We start from the raw sequence: 25,882 nt of genomic DNA on the forward strand, positions 1-25,882 counted from the left end.
GATTCGTCCATTGACGCCCACTTCAGATCACAGGCTGCGCAAGCAGATAATCGACATGTACATCAGAGAAATATCAGACAGGCGCCGTGCGCGACGCGCAACGGATTGTCGTTTGCGGGGCCTCGCATGAACGACTGGCACCCGACAGCACCCTTGAACAATCTGCGCCGCCGTGCCGAGATCATCAATGGCATTCGGCGCTTTTTTGCCGAGCGTGGCGTGCTGGAGGTGGAAACCCCCAGCTTATCCGCAGCGGCGGTGAGTGACCCGCACCTGTTTCCCTTTGCCACCGACTATGTTCCCGAAGGTGGGGGGCGGGCGCAGACACTGTATCTGCATACCTCACCGGAATATCCGATGAAGCGTCTGTTGGCTGCCGGCAGTGGTTGCATCTGGCAGCTGTGCCGTGTCTATCGCAACGGGGAGGTCGGTCGTCGCCATAATCCTGAATTCAGCATGCTGGAATGGTATCGCGTAGGCTTTGATCATCATCAGCTGATGGATGAGATTGATGATCTGGTTGACGCTGTGCTGGGGTGTGGACGTTCCCGGCGAGTGACCTACGCTGCGTTGTTTACTGAACATCTGGATGTGGATATCCATGCGTGCGATGAGACGGTATTGGCGGAGCTGGGCGTCAGGCTGTGCGACTTTCGTGGCGAGCTGGATCGTGATGGCTGGCTCAATCTGCTGTTCTCCCACTGTATTGAGCCACAACTGCGGGAGCCGACCATGGTCTACGCTTTCCCCGCGTCCCAGGCGGCGCTGGCCCAAGTCGTGGAAGGTGATGATCGGATACCCGCAGCGGCCCGCTTTGAATTGTTCATTGAGGGTATGGAGCTGGCGAACGGGTACTTCGAATTGACCGACTGGGCTGAGCAGCAACGCCGCTTTGCCGCTGATCAGGAGCAGCGGCAAAGCCTGGAGCGGCCTGTTCTGCCGGTGGATGAGCGCCTGATTCAAGCCATGCAGCAAGGTTTGCCGGCCTGCGCCGGGGTCGCGTTGGGTGTGGACAGGTTGGTGATGCTGGCGCTGGGTGCAGAGCGTATTGATGAGGTCATCGCCTTTCCCTTGCCTCGTGCCTGAAGGCAGGGGCGTCTAGCACAGGGTTCGATGCTCTTCAATAGTTTGAAGGTCTGGAAGCCGGATAGTGGTTCTGTCTGTATCTTTGGCCGACATTTTCTGGATGTCGGCAATATGAATAACAATGAACCGAGTTATCAGGAGCAGCACCGGCCCAGCCGGGAGTTTGCGACCCGCGCGCAGTATCTTGACCATGAGCTGGAAATTCTCGCGCCGCGCCGCTGGCGTGCCAACCTGCCGTTTCGCGATTATCGTTTCGAGTTTGAGGACTGGGTTCCCGCCATGGCGGCGACCATCGGCAAGATTGTCATGGTTGCTGCTATCGTTGGCGCCTTCGCCGGGCCGCTGGGGTTGTCCAGTGAGTTCGTCATCGAAAACGCCCGTTACGAGATGATCATCGCAGCAGTGCTTTTCGTTATTCTGTTTTCCGGCTTCCTGATACCGACCGCCAACCTCGCGGGCACTCATGGGCCGTTGATTCCCATGATTCCGCTGATTGTGGCCTCCGGTGGACACCCCATGGCACTGGGGATTCTGGTCGGCGTATTCGGGCTGGCGCTGGCATTGCTGCGCGGCGGCAGTCTGTTGGCGCGGCTGACCAGTGACGGTGTCTGTGGCGGCTTGCTGTTGTATCTAGGCTTTATCGGAGTCATCGCGCAGATCAAGGTCTTGTTCAGTTGGGCGGAAGGCTTCGGTATGGGGCATATCGCCTTTGTCGTGGTATTTTCCACCATCATCATGTACGCCCTGCTGGAGCATTGGCGGCTGCGTTGGCTGGCCATTCCGCTGGGCTGCATCATGGCCGCTTGTATCGCTCTGGCATTGGGTGCGCCATTCGAATTCACGACCGAGCCGGGAATTCCGAACATGAATCCGGCCTACTGGTGGGGTGAGGAGACCGGTTGGCAGGTCGGGCTGCCGGAACTGCATCATTTCATTGCGGTGGCGCCTTTTGCCGTACTGGCCGTGGCCATGTGGTCGCCGGACTTTCTCGGCCATCGAATCTTCCAGCAGCTCAATTATCCGCCCAAGGCACAGAAAGCCCTGATGAATATTGACGACACCATGCGTGTGGCGTCGATCCGCCAAGTGGTGGGTACCACACTGGGCGGCGGCAACCTGGCCTCTTCCTGGGGTACCTTCATGGTGCCGGCAGCCATTGCCAAGCGCCCGATTCCTGCGGGTGCGGTGCTCACCGGCGTGCTCTGCATAGTGGCAGCTGTCTGGGGTTATCCGATGGATCTGGCGGTCTGGCCGCCAGTGTTGAGCGTGGCGTTGCTGGTGGGGGTTTTTCTGCCGTTGCTGGAAGCCGGCATGCAGATGACCCGTGAGGGCAAGACCTCGCAGTCAGCCGCTATCGTGGTGTTTTCGTCCGCGCTGGTGAATCCGGTATTCGGCTGGTCGCTGACCATGCTGCTCGACAATATGGGCTTCATTGGCGATCGCGAGCGTGGCCAGGGTCTTTGCCGACTGGACCGCTGGGTGATTCCCTCGATGATGTTCGCCGGGCTATGCGCAGTGATGCTGGCTATCGGCATGCTTCCTGGTATACCGGCCATGCTCGAATCGTTCCGCGTACTGGATTGATCTTCTAATGGCCCCGCTTGCAAGGAGCGGGGCCATTGGTGGGTTGCTTCAGGTGGATGGCTCGAGCCGCTCACCCATTTTCTGGCCCATGCGTACCAGACTTCCGGCGGTAAGACTTTCATCCCATCGAGCATGCCCGGGAGCGAACAGCACGATGGCCGTGGAGCCGAGTTTGAAACGGCCCATCTCCGCACCGCGTTCCAGCTCTGGCGCACTGTTACCATAGGCCTCGCTGCGCAGTTGACGTTGTGGCGGAGCGACCAGCCCAGCCCATACGGTTTCCACCGAGGCTACAATCATTGCACCCACCAATACCACGGCCATGGGGCCAGCATCGGTATCGAACAGGCAGACGACGCGTTCGTTGCGTGCGAACAGTTCCGGCACGTTCTCTGCGGTGGTCTGGTTCACTGAAAACAGTTTTCCCGGAACATAAACCATTTCCCGCAATGTGCCACCCAATGGCATATGTACGCGGTGGTAGTCGCTGGGCGACAGATAGACGGTCGCAAACTCGCCACCTTGAAACTGCTCGGCATGTAGCGGGTTACCGCCAAGCAGCTCCAGCACACTGAAACTCTGTCCCTTGGCCTGAAAGATACGGCCATGCTCGATACGACCAAGCTGGCTGATGGCGCCATCAGCGGGGCACAGGATGCTGTTCGCACCCTCATCCAGCGGACGGGCGTCGGGCAACAGGGCGCGGGTGAAGAAGTCATTGAAGCAGCGATAGGCGGTCGGATTCGGCTCGACGGCCTGGCTCATGTCGACCTGGTAGCGTCTGACGAACCAGTTGATAAAGGGGTTTTTGACCCAGCTCCAGGTACAGTTGGCCAGCCCGCCGGCAAGGCGCGATAACAGGTGTTGCGGCAGCAGATACTGCGAAGTGATGAACAAACGATTGCGCATGCGGTAACAGCCTCAGAATTCAACGGGAGTGTCGGGGTGGTTGCCCCATTCGGACCAGGAGCCGGCGTAGGCCTTGACCCGTGGATAGCCAAGGATCTTGGCCGCCAGATAAGTGAAGCCGGAACGGTGGTGAGTCTGACAATGGGTGACCACCTCCCGGTCAGGGGTAATACCCAGCGCCGATAGCTGTTCGGCGAGATCGGAACGTAGACGCAGGCCGCGCTGGGAGTCCATGCCTGCTGTCCATTCGAAATTGATCGCGCCGGGAATGTGCCCGCCCTTGGCAGCCAGCACTTTCTCGCCGCGGTACTCCGCCGGCGAGCGGGCATCCCAGATGATCCGATCCGGATGATCAGGCTCCGCCATCAGCGTTTGTGCCGTCACCGAATGCTCGTTATTGAGCACCAGGGTGGGCTGGGTCGGTTCGGCCTGATGGACTTCCTGTTCCAGTGGGCGATCTTCAGCCTGCCAGGCTTTCAGGCCGCCATTGAGATAGCTGTAACGGGTGTGACCGATACTGTCGAGAATCCAGATGAAGCGTCCGGCCCAACCACCGCCTTCGTCGTCATAGACAATATAATGCAGCTCGGAATGATGGCCCAGCGCCCCGAAAATCTGCTGCAGACTGGTCACATCAGGCAGAAAGCCCGGCGTCGGCGCAGGAGTGGTGATGCTATTGGGTGGCAGATGCACGGCGCCGGGGATATGACCGGCCAGGTACTGCTCTGATTTGCTCAGATCCACCAGCCGGAACAGGCTTGGCTCAAGCTGACTCGGCAGCTGGCTCGGCTCCAGCAGTAAAGGTAATGAGGGCGTGGTCATGGTTTTTCCAATTTCCAGGGAGTTCCTTTTGTTTGTTGAAAAGGATTATACAGAGCAAAAACAACAAAACCGGAATCCAACCTGAAATACCCATGCGATGAATGGCATTATTAGGTTACGAACTGCGCTCAGGATTGCGAGCCGGTCGCCGATATACTACGCAGTGGCTGGAATCGGTCTGCTTTGCGACTCGGCTGACCATAACGCGAACATGGTTATTTCGCTGGGCTGACAGTACGCCAGACAGAATATGTTTATTGGGGATCGCAGTTTTTATGCTGAAAATAGCGGGTTATGTGGTGGTGCTGGTCAGTGTGCTGGGTGGATTCATGATGTCTGGAGGGAAACTGGCCGCATTGTGGCACCCGTTCGAGATCGTGATCATCCTCGGCGCCGCGCTGGGTGCTTTTCTGGTTGCGAACAACATGGCGACGGTTAAGGCGGTGTTTCGCAAGATCCCGATCATCTTCTTCGGACACCGCTTCAATAAGCCTTTCTATCTTGATGTGCTCGGGCTGCTCTATGAAATCCTCAACAAGAGCCGCCGTGAGGGCATGATGGCGATCGAAGTGGATATCGAGGAGCCGCAGGAAAGTCTGATTTTCGCGAAATATCCGGCCATTCTCAAGGATGCCCATATGACCGCCTTCATTTGTGACTACCTGCGGATCATGTCCACCGGCACCATGGCGCCGCATGAGCTGGAGGCGCTGTTCGATGTGGAAATCTCCACGCTCACCGAAGAGCTGAGCGAGCCGTCGCATGCGGTGAATCGGGTCGCTGATGCGCTGCCGGGTTTTGGTATCGTCGCCGCCGTGCTGGGTATCGTTATCACTATGAGCATTCTTGGCGAGGCGGATAACGCATTGATCGGCGAGAAGGTGGGGACGGCGCTGGTGGGTACCTTTCTTGGTATCCTGGCGGCCTACGGTTTTGTCGGCCCATTCAGTGCCGCAATGCAGCATGAAGCCACTGAGGAAGCCAATACCTATGAAGCGATCAAGATGTGTCTGGTAGCCAGCGCGCAGGGTTTGCCGCCGGCGCTGGCGGTAGAGTTCGGTCGCAAATCATTGCTGCCCGATCAGCGCCCCAGCTTTGCCGAGCTGGAAGCCTCGGTCAAGGGGCGCTGATCGGTGAGTAATAACGACCAGCCGATTATCGTCAAGCGGGTCAGCCGCAAGGCCGCAGGACATCACGGTGGCTCCTGGAAGATCGCTTTTGCCGACTTCGCGATCGCCATGATGGCGTTCTTTCTGGTGATGTGGCTGGTGACCGTGGCCACGCCGGAGCAGCTGAAAATGGTCTCTGCGTACTTCAAGGACCCGATCAATTTCGATGGCGGCAGTCCGCATCCGATTGATCTGGGTGGATCACCGGTCCCGGCGCCGCAACGTACCCTCAACGAGATGGTTGCCGATGTCGAGCCGCCTCCGCTGCCGGCGGAACCGGAGGTTGACTCATTGCCAGACAAGATGGAGCTGCGCGAGCTGGATCTGTTATTGCAGGAATTGCAGAACAAGATCGACTCCGAGCCGGTTCTGCAGCGCTTCCGTGACCAGATTCTGATGGAGTTCACTCTGGAAGGATTGCGCATCCAGATAGTCGATGCAGAAAACCGGCCGATGTTCGCCAGTGGCAGTCCTGAGCTGCAACCCTATTTCGAAGAGATTCTGCTGACGCTGACCGACACCATTGCCAAGGTGCCGAAAAAGATCAGCATCAGTGGCCATACGGATGCCATGCCTTATACCGGGCACCCGGACTACGGCAATTGGGAGCTATCGACTCAGAGGGCGAATGCCGCGCGACGTACGCTATTGATCGCCGGCTATCCCGAGCATCAGGTGGCGCGGGTGGTGGGGTATGCCGATTCGGCACTGTTCGATCCGGGCAATCCACTGAACCCGATCAATCGACGGATCGATATTGTGGTCATGAACAAGCGTGCGGAGCAGGATATGGCCCGCCAGGCGGGTGCTACAGCGGTAGAAACGGACCCGGAGCAGGAACGCCCCACGGCGGAGCCGGCGTCTGCCGCCGAGGGGGTGCCGGAACCCCGGGAAGAACCGGCCGTGGAGTCTGATCAACCTCCGCTATTGCCAGCGCAGCCTCCGCGTAACCTGTTTGAGGATGCGGACCAGCCACTGCAGCTGATCGGCCAGTAGGTCAGTTGCTGCCGAGGCTGGTGAGAATATGCCGATAGCTTTGTATCCGGCTGGCCGAGATTTCTCCGCTGGCCACGGCCTCAAGCAAGGCGCAGCCCGGTTCGTGCTTATGCTGGCAGTCGCGAAAGCGGCAATGCCCCAGAAACGGCCGAAACTCGATAAAGCCTTCCAGCAGGTCATCGGAACTGATATGGGTCAGACCGAATTCGCGGATACCGGGAGAGTCGATCAGATCCCCGCCGGCAGGAAAGTGGAACAGTCTTGCGGTGGTGGTGGTGTGCATGCCCTTGCCGGTCATTTCCGACAGCGCACCAACGCGCAGATCCACATCCGGCAGCAGCGCATTGATCAGGGATGATTTGCCGACCCCTGACTGACCGACCAGTACGTTGACGTGATCGCGCAGCTCTTCGCGCAAGCCGTCCAGCCCTTCACCGGAGCCCGCCGACAGACACAGCGTGCGGTAGCCCAGGCGGGCGTAGTCATCCAGCCAGGCGCGAATGTGCGCGTAATCGCCCTCATCCAGCAAGTCAGCCTTGTTCAATACCAATAGCGGTTCCAGCCCAGCCTGTTCGGCTGCGACCAGATAACGGTCGATCAGATTGCTGTGCGGAGTGGGCAAAGGAGCAAAGACGATGACCAGGCGGTCAACGTTGGCAGCCACCGGCTTCAACTGGCCGCGATGATCGGGGCGGTACAGTTCGGTACGTCGCGGCTGCAGTGCGACAATCACGCCGCCCTGCTGATTGTCGGCGCGCCAGACAATGCGGTCACCGGTGACCAGTGCCGGCAGGTTGGCCCTTCGATGGCAGCGTCGGATCTGGCCTTGCAGCGGACCAGACGAGGCTTCGACATCCACCTGCACACCGAAATGCGCGATGACCTGACCTTCCTGTTCGGGCCCCAGGTCGCCGCCGAGTAGCGTTTCTTCCGCAATGTCTGCGCGCCTCGTGGCGCGCGCGCTGCGCTCGTCCTGGACTTTCTGAATCCGCCAGCTCTGGCGTCGTGTGAGATGTCGCTTGGCCATGTGTTATTGCATCTTGAGAATCCGCCGCAGTGTAGCACGGGGCGCGTATACTGAATCTACTCGGGAATGCGGTAAAACAGCATCCATAACAGATAGGAGTGAATATGAAACACCCGGACAACCTGATCTGGATTGACCTGGAAATGACGGGTCTTGATTCGGACAAGGACGTGATCATCGAGATTGCCACTATCATCACTGATGCCCAGCTGAACGTATTGGCCGAGGGGCCTGCGTTGGCAGTCAAGCAGCCTGACGCGCTGCTGGATGGGATGGATGAGTGGAATACCCGTCAGCATAATCAGTCAGGCTTGGTTCAGCGGGTCAAGGACAGCGTCATCAGCCCGGCTGAAGCCGAACAGATGACCCTGGAGTTCCTCTGCAAATGGGTGCCGGCAGGGCGCTCACCCATGTGTGGCAACAGCATCTGTCAGGATCGACGCTTCCTGTACCGGGGCATGCCGAGCCTGGAACAGTTCTTCCATTATCGTAACCTTGACGTGTCCACGCTCAAGGAGCTGGCCGCACGTTGGGCGCCGACGGTGCGTGATGGCTTCACCAAGGAAAGCAGCCATCTGGCGATGGACGACATCCGCGACTCGATCGCCGAACTGCAGTACTACCGCGAGCATTTCATCAAGGTGTGACCGCGGCTCCATGCTGTGTCAATGCCCATTGCACATGCTCACGTACCAGCTCGGAAGGGTGGTCGAGCCGGCTGTTCAGTGCGTCGATCACCGGGATGCTGGTATGTGCATTGCCCAACCCGATGGCCAGGTTGCGTAGCCATCGTTCGTGACCGATGCGCCGCAGCGGCGAGCCTTCGGTATTCTTCAGGTATTGCTCTTCATCCCAGCGGAACAGACTGATCAGCTCGGCTTGGTCCAGTTGATGGCGTGGACTGAAATCCGGTTCGCCGGTGGGTTTGGCGAATTTATTCCAGGGGCAGACCAGCTGACAGTCATCACAACCGAACACCCGATTGCCCATCAGCGGGCGCAGTTCCTCGGGAACGGCTCCCTTGAGTTCGATGGTCAGATAGGAAATGCAGCGCCGGGCATCCAGTACGTGGGGGCCGATGAAAGCATCCGTCGGGCACTTGCTCAGACAGGCGGTGCAACTACCACAGTGCTCTTGCTCATAGGCTTCATCGGTGGGCAGCGGGAGGTCGGTATACAGTTCGCCAAGGAAGAAGAAACTGCCGGCCTTGCGATTCAGCAGCATAGTGTTCTTACCGATCCAGCCCAGCCCGGCGCGCGTCGCCAGTGCGCGTTCCATGACGGGGGCGCTGTCGACAAAGGCACGAAAGCCGAACGGACCGATCAGCTCCTGGATGCGTTCTGCCAGTTGCTGCAGGCGGCGTCGGATCAACTTGTGATAGTCGCGTCCCAGAGCGTAGCGGGAAATATACGCCGCGTCGCGATTGGCCAGGCGCTTGGCCATCCGGGTATCGGTGGGCAGATAATCCATGCGTACCGAGATGACCCGCTGTGTGCCCGGCACCAGCTCAGCCGGCTGTGTGCGCTTGCTGCCATGGCTGGCCATCCACGCCATCTCGCCGTGGTAGCCGGCATCCAGCCATTGTTGTAACCGCTGCTCATGGGTGCCGATATCCGGATCACTGATGCCCAGCTGCTGGAACCCCAGCTCGGTGGCAATGTCGCGGATCTGTGCGGCGAGCAGTACATAGTCGGCGGTGGTATCGGGCATGGGGCTGGGGTCTATGCTTGAGTGAACGTATAATTCTGCCAGACATTGGCCCGGGTGACATGTCCATGCGTCCTGACTCACTGCCTTCTCAGCTGGAACGGTTGGATCTTGCAGCATATCAACAGCACCTCCCGGCACGCCCGCGGGACGCGCACAAGGGTATGTTCGGTCATTTGCTGGTAATTGGCGGCAACCATGGCATGGGCGGCGCTATCATGCTGGCGGCAGAAACCGCGCTGCGCTGTGGTGCCGGCAAAGTCAGCGTGGCCACTCGCAGTGAACATGTAGTATCTATGCTGGCCCGCTGCCCGGAAGTGATGGCGCACGGGGTGGATGATCCGGCACAATTGGCACCGCTGCTTGGGCAGGCCAGTGCGGTGGTGCTGGGGCCGGGGCTGGGTCGTGATGCCTGGGCTGAGCGGATGCTGACGCAGGTGTTGAAGCATGATGTGCCGCGGATTCTTGATGCGGATGCGCTGAACAGTATCGCCAACATGCCACGGCCGGTCCGGCTGGGCAGGCAGACGGTAATCACGCCGCACCCCGCTGAAGCAGCCCGATTGCTGGCCTGCCATACCATCGATATCCAAGCTGATCGGCTGGCAGCGGTTGAGCAGTTGGCGGAACGCTTCGCCTGTGCAGCTGTCCTCAAGGGTGTGGACTCGCTGGTGGCAGGTCCTGGAAAAGAGCGGCTGCCGGGATTGTGCCCATACGGCAATCCGGGTATGGCCAGCGCCGGCATGGGGGATGTGTTGTCCGGCGTGATCGGCGCACTGCTGGCGCAGCATCTGGACGCTGGGACCGCAGCGCGTTACGCGGTGCTGCTGCATGCTCTGGCCGGTGATCGAGTGGCAGGGCAGGACGGCCTGCTGGGTATGCTGGCCAGTGATTTAATTTCATCCATACGTTACTACCTGAACCGGAATATTTGATGACCCTGGAATTGTATGCACAAGGTGATCAGGCCATGGAGCGCCTGGGCGCGGCTATTGGTAAGGCTCTTGACTGGCGCGGCAGCGTCTGGCTGGTGGGCGATCTCGGCGCGGGCAAGACGACCCTCAGCCGCGGCCTGATCCGCGCTGCCGGTCATGTTGGCGCAGTAAAAAGCCCGACCTTTACCTTGGTAGAGCCTTATGAACTGGGCCAGCACACTATCTACCATTTTGATCTGTACCGACTGGCTGACCCCGAAGAACTGGAGTTTCTCGGCATTCGCGACTACTTTTCGGACAATAGCCTGTGTCTGATAGAATGGCCCGCGAAGGGACAGGGCATGTTGCCGCAGCCGGATCTGGTCATCAATATCATGATTGACGGTGATGGTAGACGGTTGCAGATTGACGGGCAGGGGGAACGGGGCCTGGCTGCTGGCCAAAATCTGTACAGCACAAGAGGCGAAGCAACGCCGTGATGACAATAAAAGCAATGACGATGCGTATCGTGACGGTATTGCTGACGACACTCAGCATGCTGTTTGGTGGTCTGCTGCACGCAGCCCAGATCGAGAGCGTGCGACTCTGGCGAGCGCCGGACAACACGCGGCTGGTCTTCGATCTCACCGGGCCGGCCGATCACAAACTATTTACTCTCTCCAGTCCTGAACGCATTGTCATCGACATCTCCGGTGCCAGCTTCTCGGCCAGCACCAGCGATCTACCGCTGCAGGATACGCCCTTGACCGGGGTGCGCTCCGCTGCCCGGGATGGCAGTGATCTGCGTGTGGTGCTGGATCTGTCTCGCGAGGTCAAACCCAAGAGTTTTTCATTGCCGCCGAACCAGCAGTATGGCCACCGGTTGGTGATCGACCTCTACGATAACGAGCCACAACGGAAGCTACCGGCTACCGCAGAACCGAGTGCTTCTCCCTTGCCGCAGACCCCGAGCCGTTCCGTGGCGGAAGCGGGGCAGCGTGACATTGTCGTCGCCCTGGACGCTGGGCATGGCGGGGAAGATCCCGGCGCCATTGGTCATAACAAGGCGTTGGAAAAGAACGTGGTACTGGCCATCGCCAAGGATCTGAAGGGCATGATCGATGCCGAGCCGGGATTCAAGGCGGTACTGGTGCGCACCGGGGACTATTTCATCCCGCTGCGCAAGCGTACCGAAATCGCCCGCAAGCACAGTGCTGATCTGTTCGTGTCCATTCATGCCGACGCCTTTACTCGGCCCAGTGCATTCGGTGCGTCAGTATTCGCCCTGTCCGATCGCGGCGCTACCTCGGAAACTGCCCGTCTGCTGGCTGATCGGGAAAACCGCTCCGACTTGATCGGTGGAGTGGGTGGGGTGAGTCTGGACAACAAGGACCAGGTGCTGGCCAGTGTGCTTCTGGACTTGTCGATGACGGCCACCCTGTCCGCCAGCCTCGATGTAGGGCAACAGGTGTTGAGCTCTATCAGCAAGCTGACGCCGCTGCACAAGCGTCGGGTCGAGCAGGCCGGTTTCATGGTGCTCAAGTCGCCGGATATCCCTTCGATCCTGGTGGAAACCGGCTTCATTTCCAACCCCGGTGAGGCCAGGAAGCTGGTCACACGCAGTCATCAGCAGGGGTTGGCGCGAGCCATGCACAGCGGCATTCTCGGCTATTTCCATCGTAACCCGCCGCCCGGTACCCGTATCGCTGCCTTGAAAAACAGTGGCCAGTTGGCCCAGGGACCGCGTGAGCATACCGTGACCCGGGGTGATACCCTGTCGATGATCGCCACTCGCTATGAAGTCAGCCTGGCCAGTTTGCGCCAAGCCAACCGGCTGGGCGGCGATCAGATCCGCGTCGGCCAGGTGCTCAAGGTGCCGGCTGGCAATATGCTGGTCAAGAATGACCCCTGATACCGCCATTGAAGCCTGATATGCCCCGAATACAATTGTTGAATCCGCGACTGGCTAACCAGATCGCGGCCGGTGAAGTTGTCGAGCGCCCCTCATCGGTGATCAAGGAGTTACTGGAAAACAGCCTGGACGCCGGCGCCACGCGTGTCGATATCGAGGTCGAGCAGGGCGGCGTGAAGCTGCTGCGGGTGCGTGATGACGGCTGCGGTATTGATGAAAGCGACCTGCCGCTGGCGCTGTCACGGCATGCCACCAGCAAGATCATGGACCTGGATGACCTGGAGCGCGTGGCGACCCTGGGCTTTAGGGGCGAGGCCCTGGCCTCTGTGGCCTCGGTATCGCGGCTGATGCTGACGTCTTGCGCCGAAGCGGCGGACCAGGCCTGGCAGGTGGAAACCGAAGGCCGCGACATGAATCCGCGGGTACAGCCGGCAGCGCATCCACGCGGTACCACCGTGGAAGTGCGTGACCTGTTCTTCAATACGCCGGCGCGACGAAAATTCCTGCGTACGGAAAAAACCGAATTCGGCCATCTGGAGGAAGTCGTCAAGCGCTTGGCATTGTCGCGTTTCGATGTGGCTTTCAACCTGCGCCATAACGGCCGCTCGGTGCTCAGCCTGCGCCCGGCGCATACTGAGCAAGAGGCGCAGCGGCGGGTTGCCAGCATCTGTGGCCCGGCGTTTGTCGAGCAGTCTCTGACCATCGATCATGAGCGCAGTGGGCTGCGCTTATGGGGTTGGGTCGGCTTGCCGACCTTTTCTCGCAGTCAGGCTGATCTGCAGTATTTTTGCGTCAACGGTCGCCTGATTCGCGACAAGCTGGTGGCCCACGCGGTGCGCCAGGCCTATCGTGACGTGCTGTTCAATGGTCGTCATCCGACGTTTGTGCTGTTTCTCGAAGTGGATCCCGCCGTGGTGGATGTGAACGTGCATCCGACCAAGCATGAGGTGCGCTTTCGTGACGGCCGTATGGTGCATGACTTCCTGTTCAGTACCCTGTACCGCGCACTGGCGGATCAGCGGCCGGACTCGCAAGGTCCGGCTGTGGATGAATCGGCCGGCAGCGATGTGTTGCAGCCCGCGGCCATGCCCACTGTGAGTGGGCTGAGTGCCGGGGTATTCTCCGGGCAGACGCATATGCCGCTCAACGAGCCGGCCGCGGCCTGGACGAGCGTGCCTACCGCCTTGGAGCGACCCTCACCTCAGGCACTGGCGAGCGCCCGTCAGGGTTATGCCGGGCTCTATGGTGAGGCAGGCAGTCAACCTCAGATGCCGGCAGCGGAAGAGGTTGGCGAGATTCCGCCGCTGGGCTATGCATTGGCGCAGTTGCATGGTGTGTTCATCCTTGCAGAAAACGCTGAGGGCCTGGTGGTGGTGGATATGCACGCTGCCCACGAACGCATCACCTATGAGCGCTTGAAGCAGGCGATGGAACTGGAGGGGCTACGCAGCCAGCCACTGCTGGTACCCGAATCCATGGCGGTGAGTCAGAGTCAGGCCGATTGCGCCGAGGAACATGCTGCCTGGTTTGCCCGGTTGGGCTTTGCCCTGCAGCGCATGGGGCCGGAGACGCTGGCGATCCGCGAGATCCCGGCGCTGCTGCGTCAGGCCGATGCCGCCCAGCTGGTGCAGGACGTGCTGTCCGACCTGATGGAGTTCGGTACCAGTGACCGTATCGAGGCGCACCGCAACGAGCTGCTGGCAACCATGGCGTGCCATGGCTCGGTGCGCGCCAACCGACGTCTGACCCTGGCGGAAATGAATGGGCTGTTGCGTGACATGGAACAGACTGAACGCAGCGGCCAGTGCAACCACGGGCGCCCGACCTGGACGCGCATGAGCATGGCTGAGCTGGACAAGCTGTTTTTGCGAGGTCGCTAGATGAGCCATCCTGTTGTACCCACGGTGATCTGCCTGATGGGGCCGACCGCGGCGGGCAAGACCGATATGGCATTGCATCTGGCTGATCGCCTGCCCTGCGAGTTGATCAGCGTGGACTCGGCGTTGGTCTATCGCGGTATGGATATAGGTACTGCCAAGCCCGATGCCGCCACCCTGGCCCGCTATCCGCACCACCTGGTGGATATTCTCGATCCGGCGGAAGCTTACTCCGCTGCGCGTTTTCGCACTGATGCCCAGCAGTTGATCACCGATATCATTGCGCGCGGCCGCATTCCGGTGCTGGTTGGCGGTACCATGTTGTATTACAAGGCGCTGGCTGGTGGGCTGGCGCAAATGCCCGCCGCCGATCCGGCAGTACGTCAGCGCATCGAGTTCATGGCGCTGGAGCAGGGCTGGGAGGCGGTTCACACCGAGCTTGCGAAGGTCGATCCGGTCTCCGCTACGCGTATTCACCCCAATGACCCGCAACGTATTCAACGCGCCTATGAAGTGTTTCTGCTGAGCGGCGTGACGCTGACCGATTGGCACGCCCGTCAGGCACTGGAAAATGCCGAAAGCAAGGCGACTGGCGGGGCTAATATGTCCTATACTACGCGCTATGTGGCTGTGGCTCCCCGCGAGCGGCATATCCTCCATGAACGTATTGCCTTGCGCTTTTCGCTGATGCTTGAACAGGGGTTCATTGCAGAAGTGCAGGCCTTGCATGCGCGGGGGGATCTGGATGTGTCGATGCCGTCGGTTCGCGCAGTGGGGTACCGGCAGGCGTGGGACTATCTCGAAGGGAAACTCTCCCTCGAGGAAATGGTCGAACGCGGTGTGATTGCCACCCGGCAGTTGGCAAAGCGGCAGTTTACCTGGTTGCGCGGTTGGCATGAGGATATTGAATGGTTCGACAGCCTGGATCCGAAAAGATCGGACAAGCTCTTGAAACACCTCGGGTCAATCGCCATATAGTCTTTTCATATGTTTTTAATTTATAAGCGGTTCCCATAATGGTTTCCATAAGGAGTGAGGCAATGTCAAAAGGGCATTCACTACAAGACCCTTACCTGAACGTTCTGCGTAAGGAACGTGTTCCGGTATCCATCTACCTGGTCAACGGCATCAAGTTGCAGGGCCAGATCGAATCTTTCGACCAGTTCGTCATTCTGCTGAAGAACACTGTCAGCCAGATGGTCTACAAACATGCGATTTCGACAGTAGTTCCGGGCCGTCCGGTACGTTTGCCGATGCCTGGTGATGAAGTCGAGGCTGAGAATCCTTGATAGTACGGGAGGCCTGATTGTTCTTTGAACGTCATGAGGGGGGTGAGCGCGCAGTACTCGTTCACCTGGAAGGCCAGGATGAGCAGAACCGTGAAGACCCTCATGAGTTTCTCGAACTGGTGCGCTCGGCAGGGGCAGAGGTCACTGACTTTTTGACCGTCAGCCGTTACCAGCCCAGTCCTCGCTTTCTGATCGGTGCGGGCAAGGTCGATGAGTTGCGCGGCCTGGTCAGCTCCGGTGAGAGTGATCTGGTCATTTTCAACCACGTGCTGACTCCCAGTCAGGAGCGCAACCTCGAGCGTGAGCTTGAATGTCGGGTGATTGACCGCACCGGTCTGATCCTGGATATCTTTGCTCAACGTGCCCGTACCCATGAGGGCAAGCTGCAGGTCGAGCTTGCCCAGTTGGATCATCTGAGTACCCGTCTGGTCCGTGGCTGGACTCACCTTGAGCGTCAAAAGGGCGGTATTGGTCTGCGCGGTCCGGGGGAAACCCAGTTGGAAACAGACCGTCGCCTGTTGCGTGCGCGCATCAAGCAGATCACCAAACGTCTGGAAAAGGTGCGCGGTCAGCGTGAGCAGGCGCGTCGTGCGCGGCGTCGCGCCGAAATCCCCGTCGTCTCGCTGGTCGGTTATACCAACGCTGGCAAATCCACGCTGTTCAATATGCTTACTGAATCCGCGGTGTACGCTGCCGATCAACTGTTCGCCACGCTCGACCCTACCTTGCGTCGAGTTGAGCTGGATGACATAGGTCCGGTGATCGTGGCGGACACGGTCGGGTTCATTCGTCATCTGCCACACAAATTGATCGAAGCGTTTCGTGCCACGCTGGAGGAATCCAGCCAGGCCGACCTGCTGCTGCACGTGATCGACGCGGCAGATGCGGAGCGGATGTCGAATATCGAACAGGTGAACCTGGTACTGGACGAGATCGGAGCCAGTGCGCTGCCGACGCTGGAGGTCTACAACAAGATCGATCTGCTGGAGCACTTTGAGCCGCAGATCCAGCGTGATGGCAATGGTGTGGCGGTCCGGGTCTGGTTGTCTGCGCGCGACGGTGTCGGGATGGATCTGCTGGCTCAGGCCATTGCTGAGCGTCTGTCGGAAGATGTCGTGCAGCAAAGCATTGTGCTGGGACATGACGAGGCCCGGCTGCGGGCGCAGTTTTACGCTGTCGGCGCGGTCACTGCAGAGCGTATTGCGGAAGATGGCCGGCAGGAACTGGATCTGCGTTTGCAGCGTAGCGATTTTAATCGCCTGCTCAAGCGTGAAGGTTGGCAGCTGGAAAGATTTCTCGAACAACACACTTTGCAATAATGGATAGCGGTTGCGGTTCGCGCAGCGGTCCGCATTTGCTGTAGGATTGCGGAAATGACTGCGCCGGCCATCCACGCCGGCAGAGGCAGTTTCATGGTTTTGGACAACGGAGAACGCTATGGCGTGGAATGAGCCTGGTGGCGGTAACAATTCGAATAACCAGGATCCCTGGGGAAGTGGTGGTAACCGCGGCGGCGATAACCGTGGCGGCAAGCAGGGACCGCCCGATCTGGATGAGGCACTGCGCAAACTGCAGGACAGCTTGAACGGCATTTTTGGCAACAAGAAACGCGGCAGTGGTGACGGTGGCAGCGGTCGCCGGGTCGGTGGTGGTCAGGGCATTCCCAAGGGATTGTGGGTCATCGGCGTTCTGATTCTGTTCGTTTTCTGGCTGTTCAGTGCCGTCTACAAGGTCGACGAGCAGGAGCAGGCGGTCGTGCTGCGTTTCGGTGAGTACAACCGTACCGTTGAGTCCGGTCTGCATATCTATTTCCCGCCGATCGAGAAGAAGTTTCAGCGCAACGTTACTCAGGTTCGTTCCTATCGTCAGGAAGGTCAGATGCTGACCGAAGACGAGAACATCGTTGAAGTGCCGCTGGCGGTGCAATACCGGATATCCAATCTGGAAAACTTTGTACTGAAAGTCGAAGATCCGGAAGTCAGTTTGCGCCATGCTACCGAGAGTGCTCTGCGTCACGTGGTGGGTTCTACCCCCATGCACCAGGTGCTGACCGAAGGTCGTGAGCAGATGGGTATCGAGACCACCGAGCGTCTGCAGCGCTATCTGGATGCTTATCAGACCGGCATCACTGTGGTTCAGGTGAACATCGAGAGCGCCCGGGCACCCGCTGAGGTTCAGGACGCGTTTGATGACGTGATTCGTGCTCGGGAAGATGAGGTGCGTGAGCGTAACCAGGCCGAATCCTACGCCAACGGCGTGATTCCGGAAGCTCGTGGTCAAGCTCAGCGCCTGCTGGAGGAAGCCAGTGGTTACCGTCAGGCCATGGTCGCCAGGGCAGAGGGTGAGGCGGAACGCTTCAATCTGTTGATTGCCGAATACCGTCAGGCTCCGGAAGTGATGCGCGAGCGGATGTTTATCGAGTCGATGCAGGAAGTGCTGAGTAATACCAGCAAGATCATGGTATCAGGCGATGGCAGCAACAATCTCCTGTACCTGCCGATCGACAAGTTGATGCAGCAGGGTAGTGGGGGCTCGTCCTCGTCGTCTTCCTCTGCTTCGTCTACCACCGGAGCGGACGCTTCGACACGTCTGCCGGTGCAATTGCAGCAGCGCGATCTGCGTACAAGGGAGACCCGCTGATGAGTAACAAGTCGATATTCGGACTCATAGCCGCGCTGGTAGTGATCGTGGTTGGTTTGAACAGTTTCTTCATCGTCGAGCAGACCCAGCGTGGCCTGGTGCTGCAGTTTGGTAAGGTCGTACGTGATGACGTCCCTCCGGGGCTGCACTTCAAACTGCCCTTTGTGCAGGAAGCCAAACTGTTCGACGGCCGTCTGCTGACGCTGGATACCGCTACCCAGCGTTATCTGACGCTGGAGAAGAAGGCGTTGATGGTGGACTCCTTTGCCAAGTGGCGAATTGCCAATGTGCAGCGGTATTACACCGCTACCTCCGGCGTTCGCTCCATTGCCGAAGAACGCCTGTCGCGTCAGCTCGAGTCGGGTCTGCGCAACGAAGTGGCGCGCCGCACCTTGCATGAAGTCGTGGCAGGTGAGCGTGATCAGCTGATGGCCGACATCACTGGCGACCTGAATGCCAGCGCAAGCCGCGAATTGGGTATTGAGGTGGTCGATGTGCGGGTCAAGGGCATGGATCTGCCGCGCGAGGTCAACCGCAGTGTATTCGAGCGGATGAGTTCAGAGCGTGAGCGTGAAGCCCGTGAGCACCGCGCCAAGGGTCGCGAGCTGGCCGAAGGTATTCGCGCCGATGCTGATCGTCAACAGCGAGTGATCCTCGCCGAGGCCTTCCGTGAAGCCGAGGAGATCCGAGGTCAGGGCGATGCCGAGGCCGCCGCAATCTATGCAGATGCATATAACAAGGATCCGCAGTTCTATTCCTTCTATCGCAGTCTGCAGGCTTATCGGGAAAGTTTTTCCAGCAAGTCCGACGTGCTGGTGCTTGACCCACAGAGTGATTTCTTCAAGTTTTTCAAGGGTTCGCAACAACCTTGAGTCGCCACTGACCACGCTCGTCCGCTGGACGGGTGTGGTTACGCAAAAACATGCTACAATCGCGCAGCCGGGTCATCCCCGGCTTTTTTGTGACCGGCAGTTCCGGGAAGAGGTTTGAGTAGATGTGGCAGAGTCTGGCAGCGGCGCTGTGTCTGGTGCTGGTTCTGGAAGGCCTGATGCCATTTCTGGCTCCCCGCCTGTGGAAGCGAATGCTGTCTGAAGTAAGCGGTATGAGCGACCGTCAATTGCGCATTGCCGGACTGCTGAGCATGCTGACGGGTACCGCCTGTCTATACCTGATCCGCTAGATAAAGGTTGTGAAGATGCCTACTGTTGATCGCTGGCTGTTGCCTGACGGGATCGAAGAAGTGCTGCCTGAAGAGGCCGCACGAACCGAAGCAGCCCGCCGGCAATTGCTGGATCTGTTCTCCCGTTGGGGGTATGACCTGGTCATCACCCCACACATTGAGTACCTCGAATCTCTCCTGACCGGCTCCGGTCATGATCTGGAATTGCAAACCTTCAAGATGATCGACCAGCTGTCCGGGCGCATGCTCGGTCTGCGTGCCGACATTACCCCTCAGGTGGCGCGCATTGATGCGCACACCTTGGGTGCCGAAGGCCCCAGTCGTCTATGCTATTGCGGTAGTGTTCTACACACCTTGCCGCGCCCACTGTCCACATCCCGTAGCCTGATTCAGCTGGGTGCCGAACTCTATGGTGATGCCTCCAGTGCCAGTGACATCGAAGTCATAGCGCTGATGCTTGAAACCCTGGCAGCCAGCCGCGTCGAAGGCGTTCATCTGGATATCGGTCACGTTGGCATCTACCGTGGCTTGGTGCAGGCCGCGGGCCTGGACGGGCCTGCCGAGCGCGCATTGTTCGATGCATTGCAACGCAAGGCGGTGGACGAGGTGCGTGAATTGACCTCGCGTATCGAACAAACATCCCTGGCCGCCATGCTGTGCAGCCTTGCGGAGCTGTCCGGTGGTGTTGAAGTGCTGGAACGTGCCCATGTCATGCTGGACGGCGCCCCGGAAGCAATCATGGCAGCGCTTGATGAGCTGGCGGAAATCGCCCAGGTGATCTCTCGACGCTATCCTGAGGTACCGCTGTATTTCGACCTGGCGGAGCTGCGTGGTTACCACTACCACACAGGCGTGAGTTTTGCCGCCTTCGTCGCCGGGACCGGGCAAAGTATTGCTCAGGGCGGTCGCTACGATGAGATCGGTCGGGACTTCGGACGCGCGCGTCCGGCCACCGGCTTCTCCACCGACCTGCGTCTGCTGGTCGCTTGTGGTCAGATCGACGTTGGCGGTCGCGAGCATGGCATCTGGGCACCGAATGCGAACCAATCCGGCCTGCAGGACAAGGTCATGCAACTGCGCCATGAAGGCGAGCGGGTAATAGTTGCACTGCCCGGCCAGCTTGATTCTGAAGCGGCAGATTTCGGTTGTGACCGGATCTTGCGCTTTGAAAATGATGGTTGGCAGGTAAAAGAAATTTCCATGGCCTAGGGCCAGTTCCTAACAAGTGAGGCAAGAGCTGAACATGGGTAAGAATGTTGTCATCCTGGGCACCCAATGGGGCGATGAAGGCAAGGGCAAGATCGTCGATCTGCTGACCGAGCAGGTTTCCGCTGTGGTGCGTTATCAGGGCGGACACAATGCCGGGCATACGCTGGTGATCGATGGTGAGAAGACCGTCCTGCACCTGATTCCCTCCGGAATTCTGCGCGAGAATGTGATGTGCTACATCGGCAACGGTGTAGTCCTGTCCCCTGAGGCGTTGCTCAAGGAATTGAACGGCCTGGAAGCGAAAGGCGTGCCAGTGCGCGAGCGCCTGCGCATCAGCCCCGCTTGCCCGCTGATTCTGCCTTACCACGTCGCGTTGGATCAGGCGCGTGAATTGGCGCGAGGGGAAGACAAGATCGGCACAACCGGCCGTGGGATCGGGCCTGCTTATGAGGACAAGGTTTCCCGCCGTGGTCTGCGCGTGGGTGATCTGTTCAACCCTGAACGCTTTGCCGTCAAGCTGGCCGAGGTGCTGGAATACCACAACTTCGCCCTGCAGCATTATTACAAGGTCGAGCCGATCGATTTCCAGAAAACGCTTGATGAGGCCATGGGTTACGCCGAGTGGCTCAAGCCTTTGATGGAAGACGTAACCGCGCGTTTGCATGTGCTGCGTCGCGAAGGGGTCAACATCATGTTCGAGGGTGCCCAGGGCTCCCTGCTGGACATTGATCACGGCACCTACCCCTATGTCACCAGCTCCAACACCACCGCCGGTGGTACCGCCACGGGTTCCGGTTTTGGCCCACTGTATCTGGATTACGTACTGGGTATCACCAAGGCCTATACCACTCGGGTTGGTTCGGGTCCGTTCCCGACTGAACTCTTCGATGACATCGGTGCGCGTCTGGCCGAGCGTGGTCATGAGTTTGGTTCCACCACGGGTCGTGCGCGCCGCTGTGGCTGGTTTGATGCGGTCATCCTGCGTCGCGCCATCGAAATCAACAGCATTACTGGTCTGTGTCTGACCAAGCTGGACGTGCTTGATGGTCTGGATGTGATTCAGATTTGCGTTGGCTATCGCAACGCCGCCGGCGAAGTGCTGGAAGCGCCGAGCGACGCGGACAGTTACATCGGGTTGGAGCCGGTGTACGAGGAAGTACCGGGCTGGAGCGAGTCGACTCTGGGTATCCAGTCGCTGGATGAGCTGCCGGCTAATGCGCAGGCTTATATTGCACGGATCGAGGAGCTGGTCGGTGCGCCGGTCGCCATGATCTCCACTGGCCCTGATCGTAACGAAACCATCATCCAGCAGCAGATCTTCTGATCAAGGTTGCTTCTTAAAGATCCTTCCTGATTACTCCCACGCTCAGCGTGGGAGTAATCAGCGGGCGGACCGCAACGGTCCTCAGCCCTTCAGTGTCTCCGCCAACGATACGAAACGATCCATATACGCCTGGAGGAAGTCACGGCTATTGGGGCCGATCTGGCCTTCGCTGGTGATCAGGTCTGGCTTGAACTGGATGTAGGCTTCACCGCCCAACACCACCGAACCAAGAATGCCCATGATCTGCCGCAGATGCTGTTGCGCCAGCGCCGCGCCCATGGCGCCCGGTGAAGTGCCGGTGATGGCGACGGGCTTGTTGAACCAGACGTTCTTTTCCATTGGCTTGGAGCCCCAGTCGATGGCGTTCTTCAGCACCGCAGGCAATGAACGGTTATGTTCTGGCGTGACAATCAGCACTGCGTCTGCAGCGCCGATTTCGCTGGTAAAGCGGTTTACGCTGGCGGCGCGTTCGCCTTCAAGATCCAGACTGTACATCGGCAGGTCATCTATCTGCGGGTAGCTGACGCTGAAGTGGGCTGGCAGCAGTTTGGCCAAGGCCTGTGCGTATTGACGGTTGATGGATTCACGGTTGTTGCTGCCTACGACGATTGCCAGATGTATCTTGCTCATGGACTCTCTCCCAAATGGTCATGCTTTGTCATGACGAAACTGACTTTGATGGATTTGATTATTGATCACCGAAACAGATGTATAAAGCGCGAATTTTGCGGAATTAATATCGAATAAATCGATGTTATCTGAAAATTGGTGGATATTCGGGCAACTTCATCACAGACCTTGCGGTGGTCGGTCTGGCTGGAAGTGCCCGCTGATAATGACCAGCAGCATACCAACAGCGAGTAGGGCACTGCCCAGCGCAAACAACGGTTGGTAACTGCCCAATAGCGTATACAGACCGGCCATGGAATAACCTGACGCGGCCTGCAGGACAGCAAAGCCGGCGGTAGCGTAGCCCCACAGACGTTTGTGTTCCGCTGGGCCGCCCAGTTCTGCCAGTCGCCCGGACGTCAGCGCTACCAGGCCAGGCACCATGGCGCCGACCAGAAAGGAAGATACCGAGTTGCCAAGAAATCCGCTGGCGAACAGCGGCAGGGCAATAGCCAGACATTTGATCAGATAGGCGCTTGTCAGACTGCGGTGCCAGCCCAGACGACTTGCCAGCAGCCCCGCGAGCAGCGGGCCGACAGTTGCGCCAGCACCGAAGATGGCCCATTGCGCAGCTGCTGCGGCGCTACTGTAACCTTGTTCTCGAACCAGGTAGTCGACCCAGAACACGGTATGTGGAATGAAGCCGGCGGCGTCCATGGCATAGGCAAGAATGACCAGCACCACGCCGACGCCGGCCAGCCGGGATGAGGTGGCCGGTTCCAGGCTTGGAGAAGTGGACACAGGAGGCGGCAGGCGTATCAGGCCCTGATCGCAGACAAGCCAGGCCAGCAACGACAGTCCGCCCAATGTCAGCCAACTCCACATCAGGTTGAACTGGATGAGCAGCGGCAGCAGGGTGGCCGAGAGTAATGCCCCCAAACCCACACCGCAAAACACTAATGAACCGACCACAGTGCGGCGCGTAATGGGGGCGCGGGTCAGCGCCAATGATGGCCCGACCACAACCAGAATGGCCCCACTGATCCCGGCGACCAGGCGCCAGACAAAGAACCAGGCAAAGCTGGCGGGCGCTGCGCTGCAGATAAAGCTGAGGGCGATGCTGATAAAGCAGGCAGCGAGTAGCTGCCGTATACCGACGCGTTCGGATAGCCGGTGTGCAATCAGTGCACCCACCAGATAACCCAGCAGATTGGCGGCGCCCAGATAGATCGCCGCGCTGGCGTCGAACCAGCCTTGCAGGACCAATACGGGTATCAGGGGAGTATAAGCGAAGCGGGCAAGGCCGATGCCGACCAGGGTCGCCATCATGCCGGTCAGCAGTGGCGGGATGTCGTTACGCTGGATCATCGAAATGTCTCATGCGTTCCTCAGGCGGCATTCTTGGGGCATGCACATATCCAGCTGAATGAAGGCGCCATCTTATCATCAAGGTCGCAGGGATTGGTTTACCTGTTGAGAAAAGCTGAAGGACAGGGCAGCCTGCAGGCTGCCCTTGATTTGCTCCTGATGCTGAAAGTGAATAGACAGATACTCACCTTATTGGCTTCACCTGCGGCCCTGCGCTATTACCTGACAGCGTCTGCCAGCCCGGTTTCCACCGTCGTCTCGGTCTCAGGTCCGACGTCGACGAAAGTGTCGTTGGCCAGGGTATAGGCCGGCCACTCCAGACTTTCCGTGCTGGGGTTGCCGGTCTTGGCGAAGTTGGTCCACATCAGCATCATCTGCTCGCCAATGGCGGCATCCTTGGAGCCCCAGGCCATGGAAGCATAGACGTCTGCCACATCCCCTTGGCTGCCGCTCACCCCATTGCCATTCAGGTCGCCAATTGGCGGGCGACCACCTTCCGGCGTCGTCACCAGGCCGAGCTGGAAGTTCTGCACCATACCTGCCGGGTGATTGAACAGGTAGGGCAGTTCACAGCCGTGGCAGCTTTCCAGTCCCATCTCCGCCCAGCCATCGGGTACTCGGCTGAACTTGTAGATGTATTGGTCCGACCGATAGGCGTCCGAACGTTGCTCCAGCCAGACCGGCAGAGCCGCTCGCAGCTCGGGGTAATCACCCGAAGTTACCCCCGCCATCAAGGGGATATCGCTCGGCATGCCATCCATCACGTTCTGGTAGTAGGTGCTGGGTTGGTAATGATAATCGACGTTTGGTCGGTAAGTCTGACGCGGGATGTTGTTCGCTTTATCCGCTTCGGCGAACGCCGTCCAGGGTAATGCGCGGGCTTCCTCCAGACTGCTGACCCCGACCCGGTCGAATAAGGCACTGCCGATGGCCTCGGACAATGCCAGCGAATCGCTCGGTTCGCTGGCCGTATCCAGTGGCGATGCGCCACTTTGCACAATGGCCTTGTGGAACAGCCCGGCTGCCTGGGGAGAGTTCATCAATGAATAGGTCTTGCCACCGCCGCCAGATTGGCCGAACAGGGTGACATTGGCGGGATCACCGCCGAACTCGGCGATGTTGTCCCGTACCCATTTCAGCGCCATGACCAGATCCATCTGGCCGTAGTTGCCGGACCCGCCATATCCACTTTCCTCACTCAACAGGGGATGAGCGATATAGCCGAAGGGCCCTAGGCGATGGTTTACCGTGACCAGCACTACGCCTTTGTTGGTCAGGCTGTCGGGGTTGTTGTATTGCCTGGAGTTTGCGGAAAGGATGGCGAAGGAGCCGCCATGGAACCACACCATGACCGGCAAAGCGTCGGCGTTCTTGGGGGCGGTGATATTGAGATAGAGCGAGTCCTCGCTCATGCCGCCTTCGTTGATGGCCTCCAGTGCCATGTCCTGTGCGGACTGGTCCGCCCAGGCGACGGCATCGCGAATACCTGACCAAGGTGCTGGCGGCTCTGGTGCCCGCCAGCGCAGGTCGTCCAGCGGCGGGGTGGCATAGGGGATGCCGAGAAACTGCCAGGTGTCCTCGTTCGCCTCGAAGCCGCGCAGCTCCCCGCCTGTGGTGGTAACTGTTATTCGCGGACTGGTTGTGCGCTGAAAGTGGGCCAGCGCATCTGCTGCAGCGGTAACGCTGCGTGGACGGGGGTCGGTATCGGAAAAGACGCCAGCATCCTCCAGGGTCTCCACCAGCCCTGCCAAGGCAGTACGGAAATCAGTCGGCGGCTGGTCGAAATCGATATCGGCCGCCTGCAGAGAGAGCTCGGTGCGGATGGCATCGGTAATCTGGATACCATTATTGAGATTCCCGTCGGCGTCGAGGGTCTGCAACAGGATCAGCTTGTTGTGGACTCGTTGGTCCTGCGCCGAGCTGGCGCCCTCGGTAATGCTCAGTGGTGTCAGGACTTCCGCTCCCTCGGCGGCGCCCAGTTCCAGCTCGCCGATGGCGAAGGAAAGGGTTTCTCCCGGAACATAGCGAAACTGGCCGCTCTCATCCGTGCTGCTGGCAGCGGTGCGGCTGCCTTGATAGTCCAGTCCGGAAACAGCGCTATCGACAAAGGTTCCGGTTCGCACCTTGGGATCTGAAGACGAGGAGGACGAGCCATCGAAACAGCCTGCCAGCAGCAGCGTCATCGTGGCCGGAATAATGCCGGCCAATGTTGCACGGCGATGGCTGGGATAGTGAGTAGTCATGCGAACTCCTTTTTGCT

24 protein-coding genes are annotated in these 25,882 nt (G+C 59.2%); 17 read left to right on the forward strand and 7 right to left on the reverse strand.

Features of this window, described 5'->3' with window-relative positions:
• The first annotated feature begins 126 nt into the window (after positions 1 to 126).
• Positions 127 to 1,086, forward strand: coding sequence for an elongation factor P--(R)-beta-lysine ligase (gene epmA, locus INT39_RS05265; protein WP_193072448.1), 960 nt, complete (start codon positions 127 to 129; stop codon positions 1,084 to 1,086).
• Positions 1,087 to 1,197: 111 nt separating this feature from the next.
• Entirely contained in the window at positions 1,198 to 2,670 is a 1,473-nt protein-coding gene (locus INT39_RS05270) for a DUF3360 family protein (protein ID WP_193072453.1), read from the forward strand.
• Positions 2,671 to 2,718: 48 nt separating this feature from the next.
• On the opposite strand, the gene asd is transcribed toward INT39_RS05270, so the two are convergent.
• On the reverse strand, positions 2,719 to 3,579 hold the full coding sequence (gene asd, locus INT39_RS05275; protein ID WP_193072456.1) for an archaetidylserine decarboxylase: 861 nt from the start codon (positions 3,577 to 3,579) through the stop codon (positions 2,719 to 2,721).
• Positions 3,580 to 3,591: 12 nt separating this feature from the next.
• Positions 3,592 to 4,401: a rhodanese-like domain-containing protein gene (locus INT39_RS05280; RefSeq protein WP_193072458.1), complete on the reverse strand. Its 810-nt coding sequence runs from the start codon at positions 4,399 to 4,401 to the stop codon at positions 3,592 to 3,594.
• Between the two features lie 275 nt (positions 4,402 to 4,676).
• On the opposite strand from INT39_RS05280, the gene motA reads away from it, so the two are divergent.
• Both motA and motB read left to right on the forward strand, forming a co-directional pair.
• Positions 4,677 to 5,531 carry a flagellar motor stator protein MotA gene (gene motA / locus INT39_RS05285; RefSeq protein WP_193072460.1) on the forward strand — a complete coding sequence of 285 codons (855 nt, stop codon included), beginning with the start codon at positions 4,677 to 4,679 and terminating at the stop codon, positions 5,529 to 5,531.
• A gap of 3 nt (positions 5,532 to 5,534) precedes the next feature.
• Positions 5,535 to 6,566 (forward strand): flagellar motor protein MotB, encoded by a 1,032-nt coding sequence (motB, locus tag INT39_RS05290; protein ID WP_193072470.1) that lies wholly within the window; start codon positions 5,535 to 5,537, stop codon positions 6,564 to 6,566.
• A gap of 1 nt (position 6,567) precedes the next feature.
• Here motB and rsgA read toward each other — a convergent pair whose 3' ends face one another.
• Positions 6,568 to 7,593 (reverse strand): small ribosomal subunit biogenesis GTPase RsgA, encoded by a 1,026-nt coding sequence (rsgA, locus tag INT39_RS05295; protein WP_193072478.1) that lies wholly within the window; start codon positions 7,591 to 7,593, stop codon positions 6,568 to 6,570.
• 104 nt (positions 7,594 to 7,697) lie between these two features.
• Here rsgA and orn point away from each other — a divergent pair, with 104 nt between their 5' ends.
• Entirely contained in the window at positions 7,698 to 8,240 is a 543-nt protein-coding gene (gene orn, locus INT39_RS05300) for an oligoribonuclease (RefSeq protein ID WP_193072481.1), read from the forward strand.
• Here the strand turns inward: orn and queG are convergent.
• A complete protein-coding gene (queG, locus tag INT39_RS05305) occupies positions 8,230 to 9,303 on the reverse strand; it encodes a tRNA epoxyqueuosine(34) reductase QueG (RefSeq protein ID WP_193072483.1) in 1,074 nt (357 codons plus the stop codon). The two genes, orn and queG, sit on opposite strands and share 11 nt — an antisense overlap.
• A 17-nt stretch (positions 9,304 to 9,320) precedes the next feature.
• Between queG and INT39_RS05310 the strand changes: the two genes are divergently transcribed.
• From INT39_RS05310 to INT39_RS05365, 12 genes are all read left to right on the forward strand, one after another.
• A complete protein-coding gene (locus INT39_RS05310) occupies positions 9,321 to 10,235 on the forward strand; it encodes an NAD(P)H-hydrate dehydratase (protein ID WP_193072485.1) in 915 nt (304 codons plus the stop codon).
• Positions 10,232 to 10,714, forward strand: coding sequence for a tRNA (adenosine(37)-N6)-threonylcarbamoyltransferase complex ATPase subunit type 1 TsaE (gene tsaE, locus INT39_RS05315; RefSeq protein ID WP_413468900.1), 483 nt, complete (start codon positions 10,232 to 10,234; stop codon positions 10,712 to 10,714). The genes INT39_RS05310 and tsaE overlap by 4 nt, the downstream gene beginning before the upstream one ends.
• A gap of 20 nt (positions 10,715 to 10,734) precedes the next feature.
• A complete protein-coding gene (locus tag INT39_RS05320) occupies positions 10,735 to 12,126 on the forward strand; it encodes an N-acetylmuramoyl-L-alanine amidase (protein WP_193073034.1) in 1,392 nt (463 codons plus the stop codon).
• A 20-nt stretch (positions 12,127 to 12,146) separates the two neighbouring features.
• Positions 12,147 to 14,006, forward strand: a complete 1,860-nt coding sequence (gene mutL, locus INT39_RS05325) for a DNA mismatch repair endonuclease MutL (RefSeq protein ID WP_193072505.1) — start codon at positions 12,147 to 12,149, stop codon at positions 14,004 to 14,006.
• Positions 14,007 to 14,981: a tRNA (adenosine(37)-N6)-dimethylallyltransferase MiaA gene (gene miaA, locus INT39_RS05330; protein WP_193072515.1), complete on the forward strand. Its 975-nt coding sequence runs from the start codon at positions 14,007 to 14,009 to the stop codon at positions 14,979 to 14,981.
• Positions 14,982 to 15,043: 62 nt separating this feature from the next.
• Complete coding sequence (gene hfq / locus INT39_RS05335) at positions 15,044 to 15,292, forward strand: RNA chaperone Hfq (protein WP_193072527.1); 249 nt, start codon at positions 15,044 to 15,046, stop codon at positions 15,290 to 15,292.
• Positions 15,293 to 15,309: 17 nt separating this feature from the next.
• On the forward strand, positions 15,310 to 16,611 hold the full coding sequence (gene hflX, locus INT39_RS05340; protein WP_193072540.1) for a ribosome rescue GTPase HflX: 1,302 nt from the start codon (positions 15,310 to 15,312) through the stop codon (positions 16,609 to 16,611).
• A gap of 118 nt (positions 16,612 to 16,729) precedes the next feature.
• Positions 16,730 to 17,932 (forward strand): FtsH protease activity modulator HflK, encoded by a 1,203-nt coding sequence (hflK, locus tag INT39_RS05345; RefSeq protein ID WP_193072547.1) that lies wholly within the window; start codon positions 16,730 to 16,732, stop codon positions 17,930 to 17,932.
• Entirely contained in the window at positions 17,932 to 18,804 is an 873-nt protein-coding gene (gene hflC / locus INT39_RS05350) for a protease modulator HflC (protein ID WP_193072549.1), read from the forward strand. Before hflK ends, hflC begins: the two co-directional genes overlap by 1 nt.
• 122 nt (positions 18,805 to 18,926) lie before the next feature.
• On the forward strand, positions 18,927 to 19,112 hold the full coding sequence (locus tag INT39_RS05355) for a DUF2065 domain-containing protein (protein ID WP_193072551.1): 186 nt from the start codon (positions 18,927 to 18,929) through the stop codon (positions 19,110 to 19,112).
• A 15-nt stretch (positions 19,113 to 19,127) separates the two neighbouring features.
• Entirely contained in the window at positions 19,128 to 20,321 is a 1,194-nt protein-coding gene (locus INT39_RS05360; protein WP_193072553.1) for an ATP phosphoribosyltransferase regulatory subunit, read from the forward strand.
• A gap of 34 nt (positions 20,322 to 20,355) precedes the next feature.
• A complete protein-coding gene (locus INT39_RS05365; RefSeq protein ID WP_193072555.1) occupies positions 20,356 to 21,645 on the forward strand; it encodes an adenylosuccinate synthase in 1,290 nt (429 codons plus the stop codon).
• 81 nt (positions 21,646 to 21,726) lie between these two features.
• Here the strand turns inward: INT39_RS05365 and INT39_RS05370 are convergent, their stop codons facing one another.
• The 3 genes from INT39_RS05370 to INT39_RS05380 all read right to left on the reverse strand — a co-directional run bounded on the left by INT39_RS05370 (position 21,727) and on the right by INT39_RS05380 (position 25,865).
• Positions 21,727 to 22,275 (reverse strand): NADPH-dependent FMN reductase, encoded by a 549-nt coding sequence (locus INT39_RS05370; RefSeq protein WP_193072557.1) that lies wholly within the window; start codon positions 22,273 to 22,275, stop codon positions 21,727 to 21,729.
• Between the two features lie 159 nt (positions 22,276 to 22,434).
• Positions 22,435 to 23,622 (reverse strand): YbfB/YjiJ family MFS transporter, encoded by a 1,188-nt coding sequence (locus tag INT39_RS05375; protein ID WP_193072558.1) that lies wholly within the window; start codon positions 23,620 to 23,622, stop codon positions 22,435 to 22,437.
• 218 nt (positions 23,623 to 23,840) lie between these two features.
• Positions 23,841 to 25,865 carry a carboxylesterase/lipase family protein gene (locus tag INT39_RS05380; RefSeq protein ID WP_193072560.1) on the reverse strand — a complete coding sequence of 675 codons (2,025 nt, stop codon included), beginning with the start codon at positions 25,863 to 25,865 and terminating at the stop codon, positions 23,841 to 23,843.
• Between the last annotated feature and the right edge of the window lie 17 nt (positions 25,866 to 25,882).

The organism is Pseudomonas sp. FME51 (assembly GCF_014897305.1).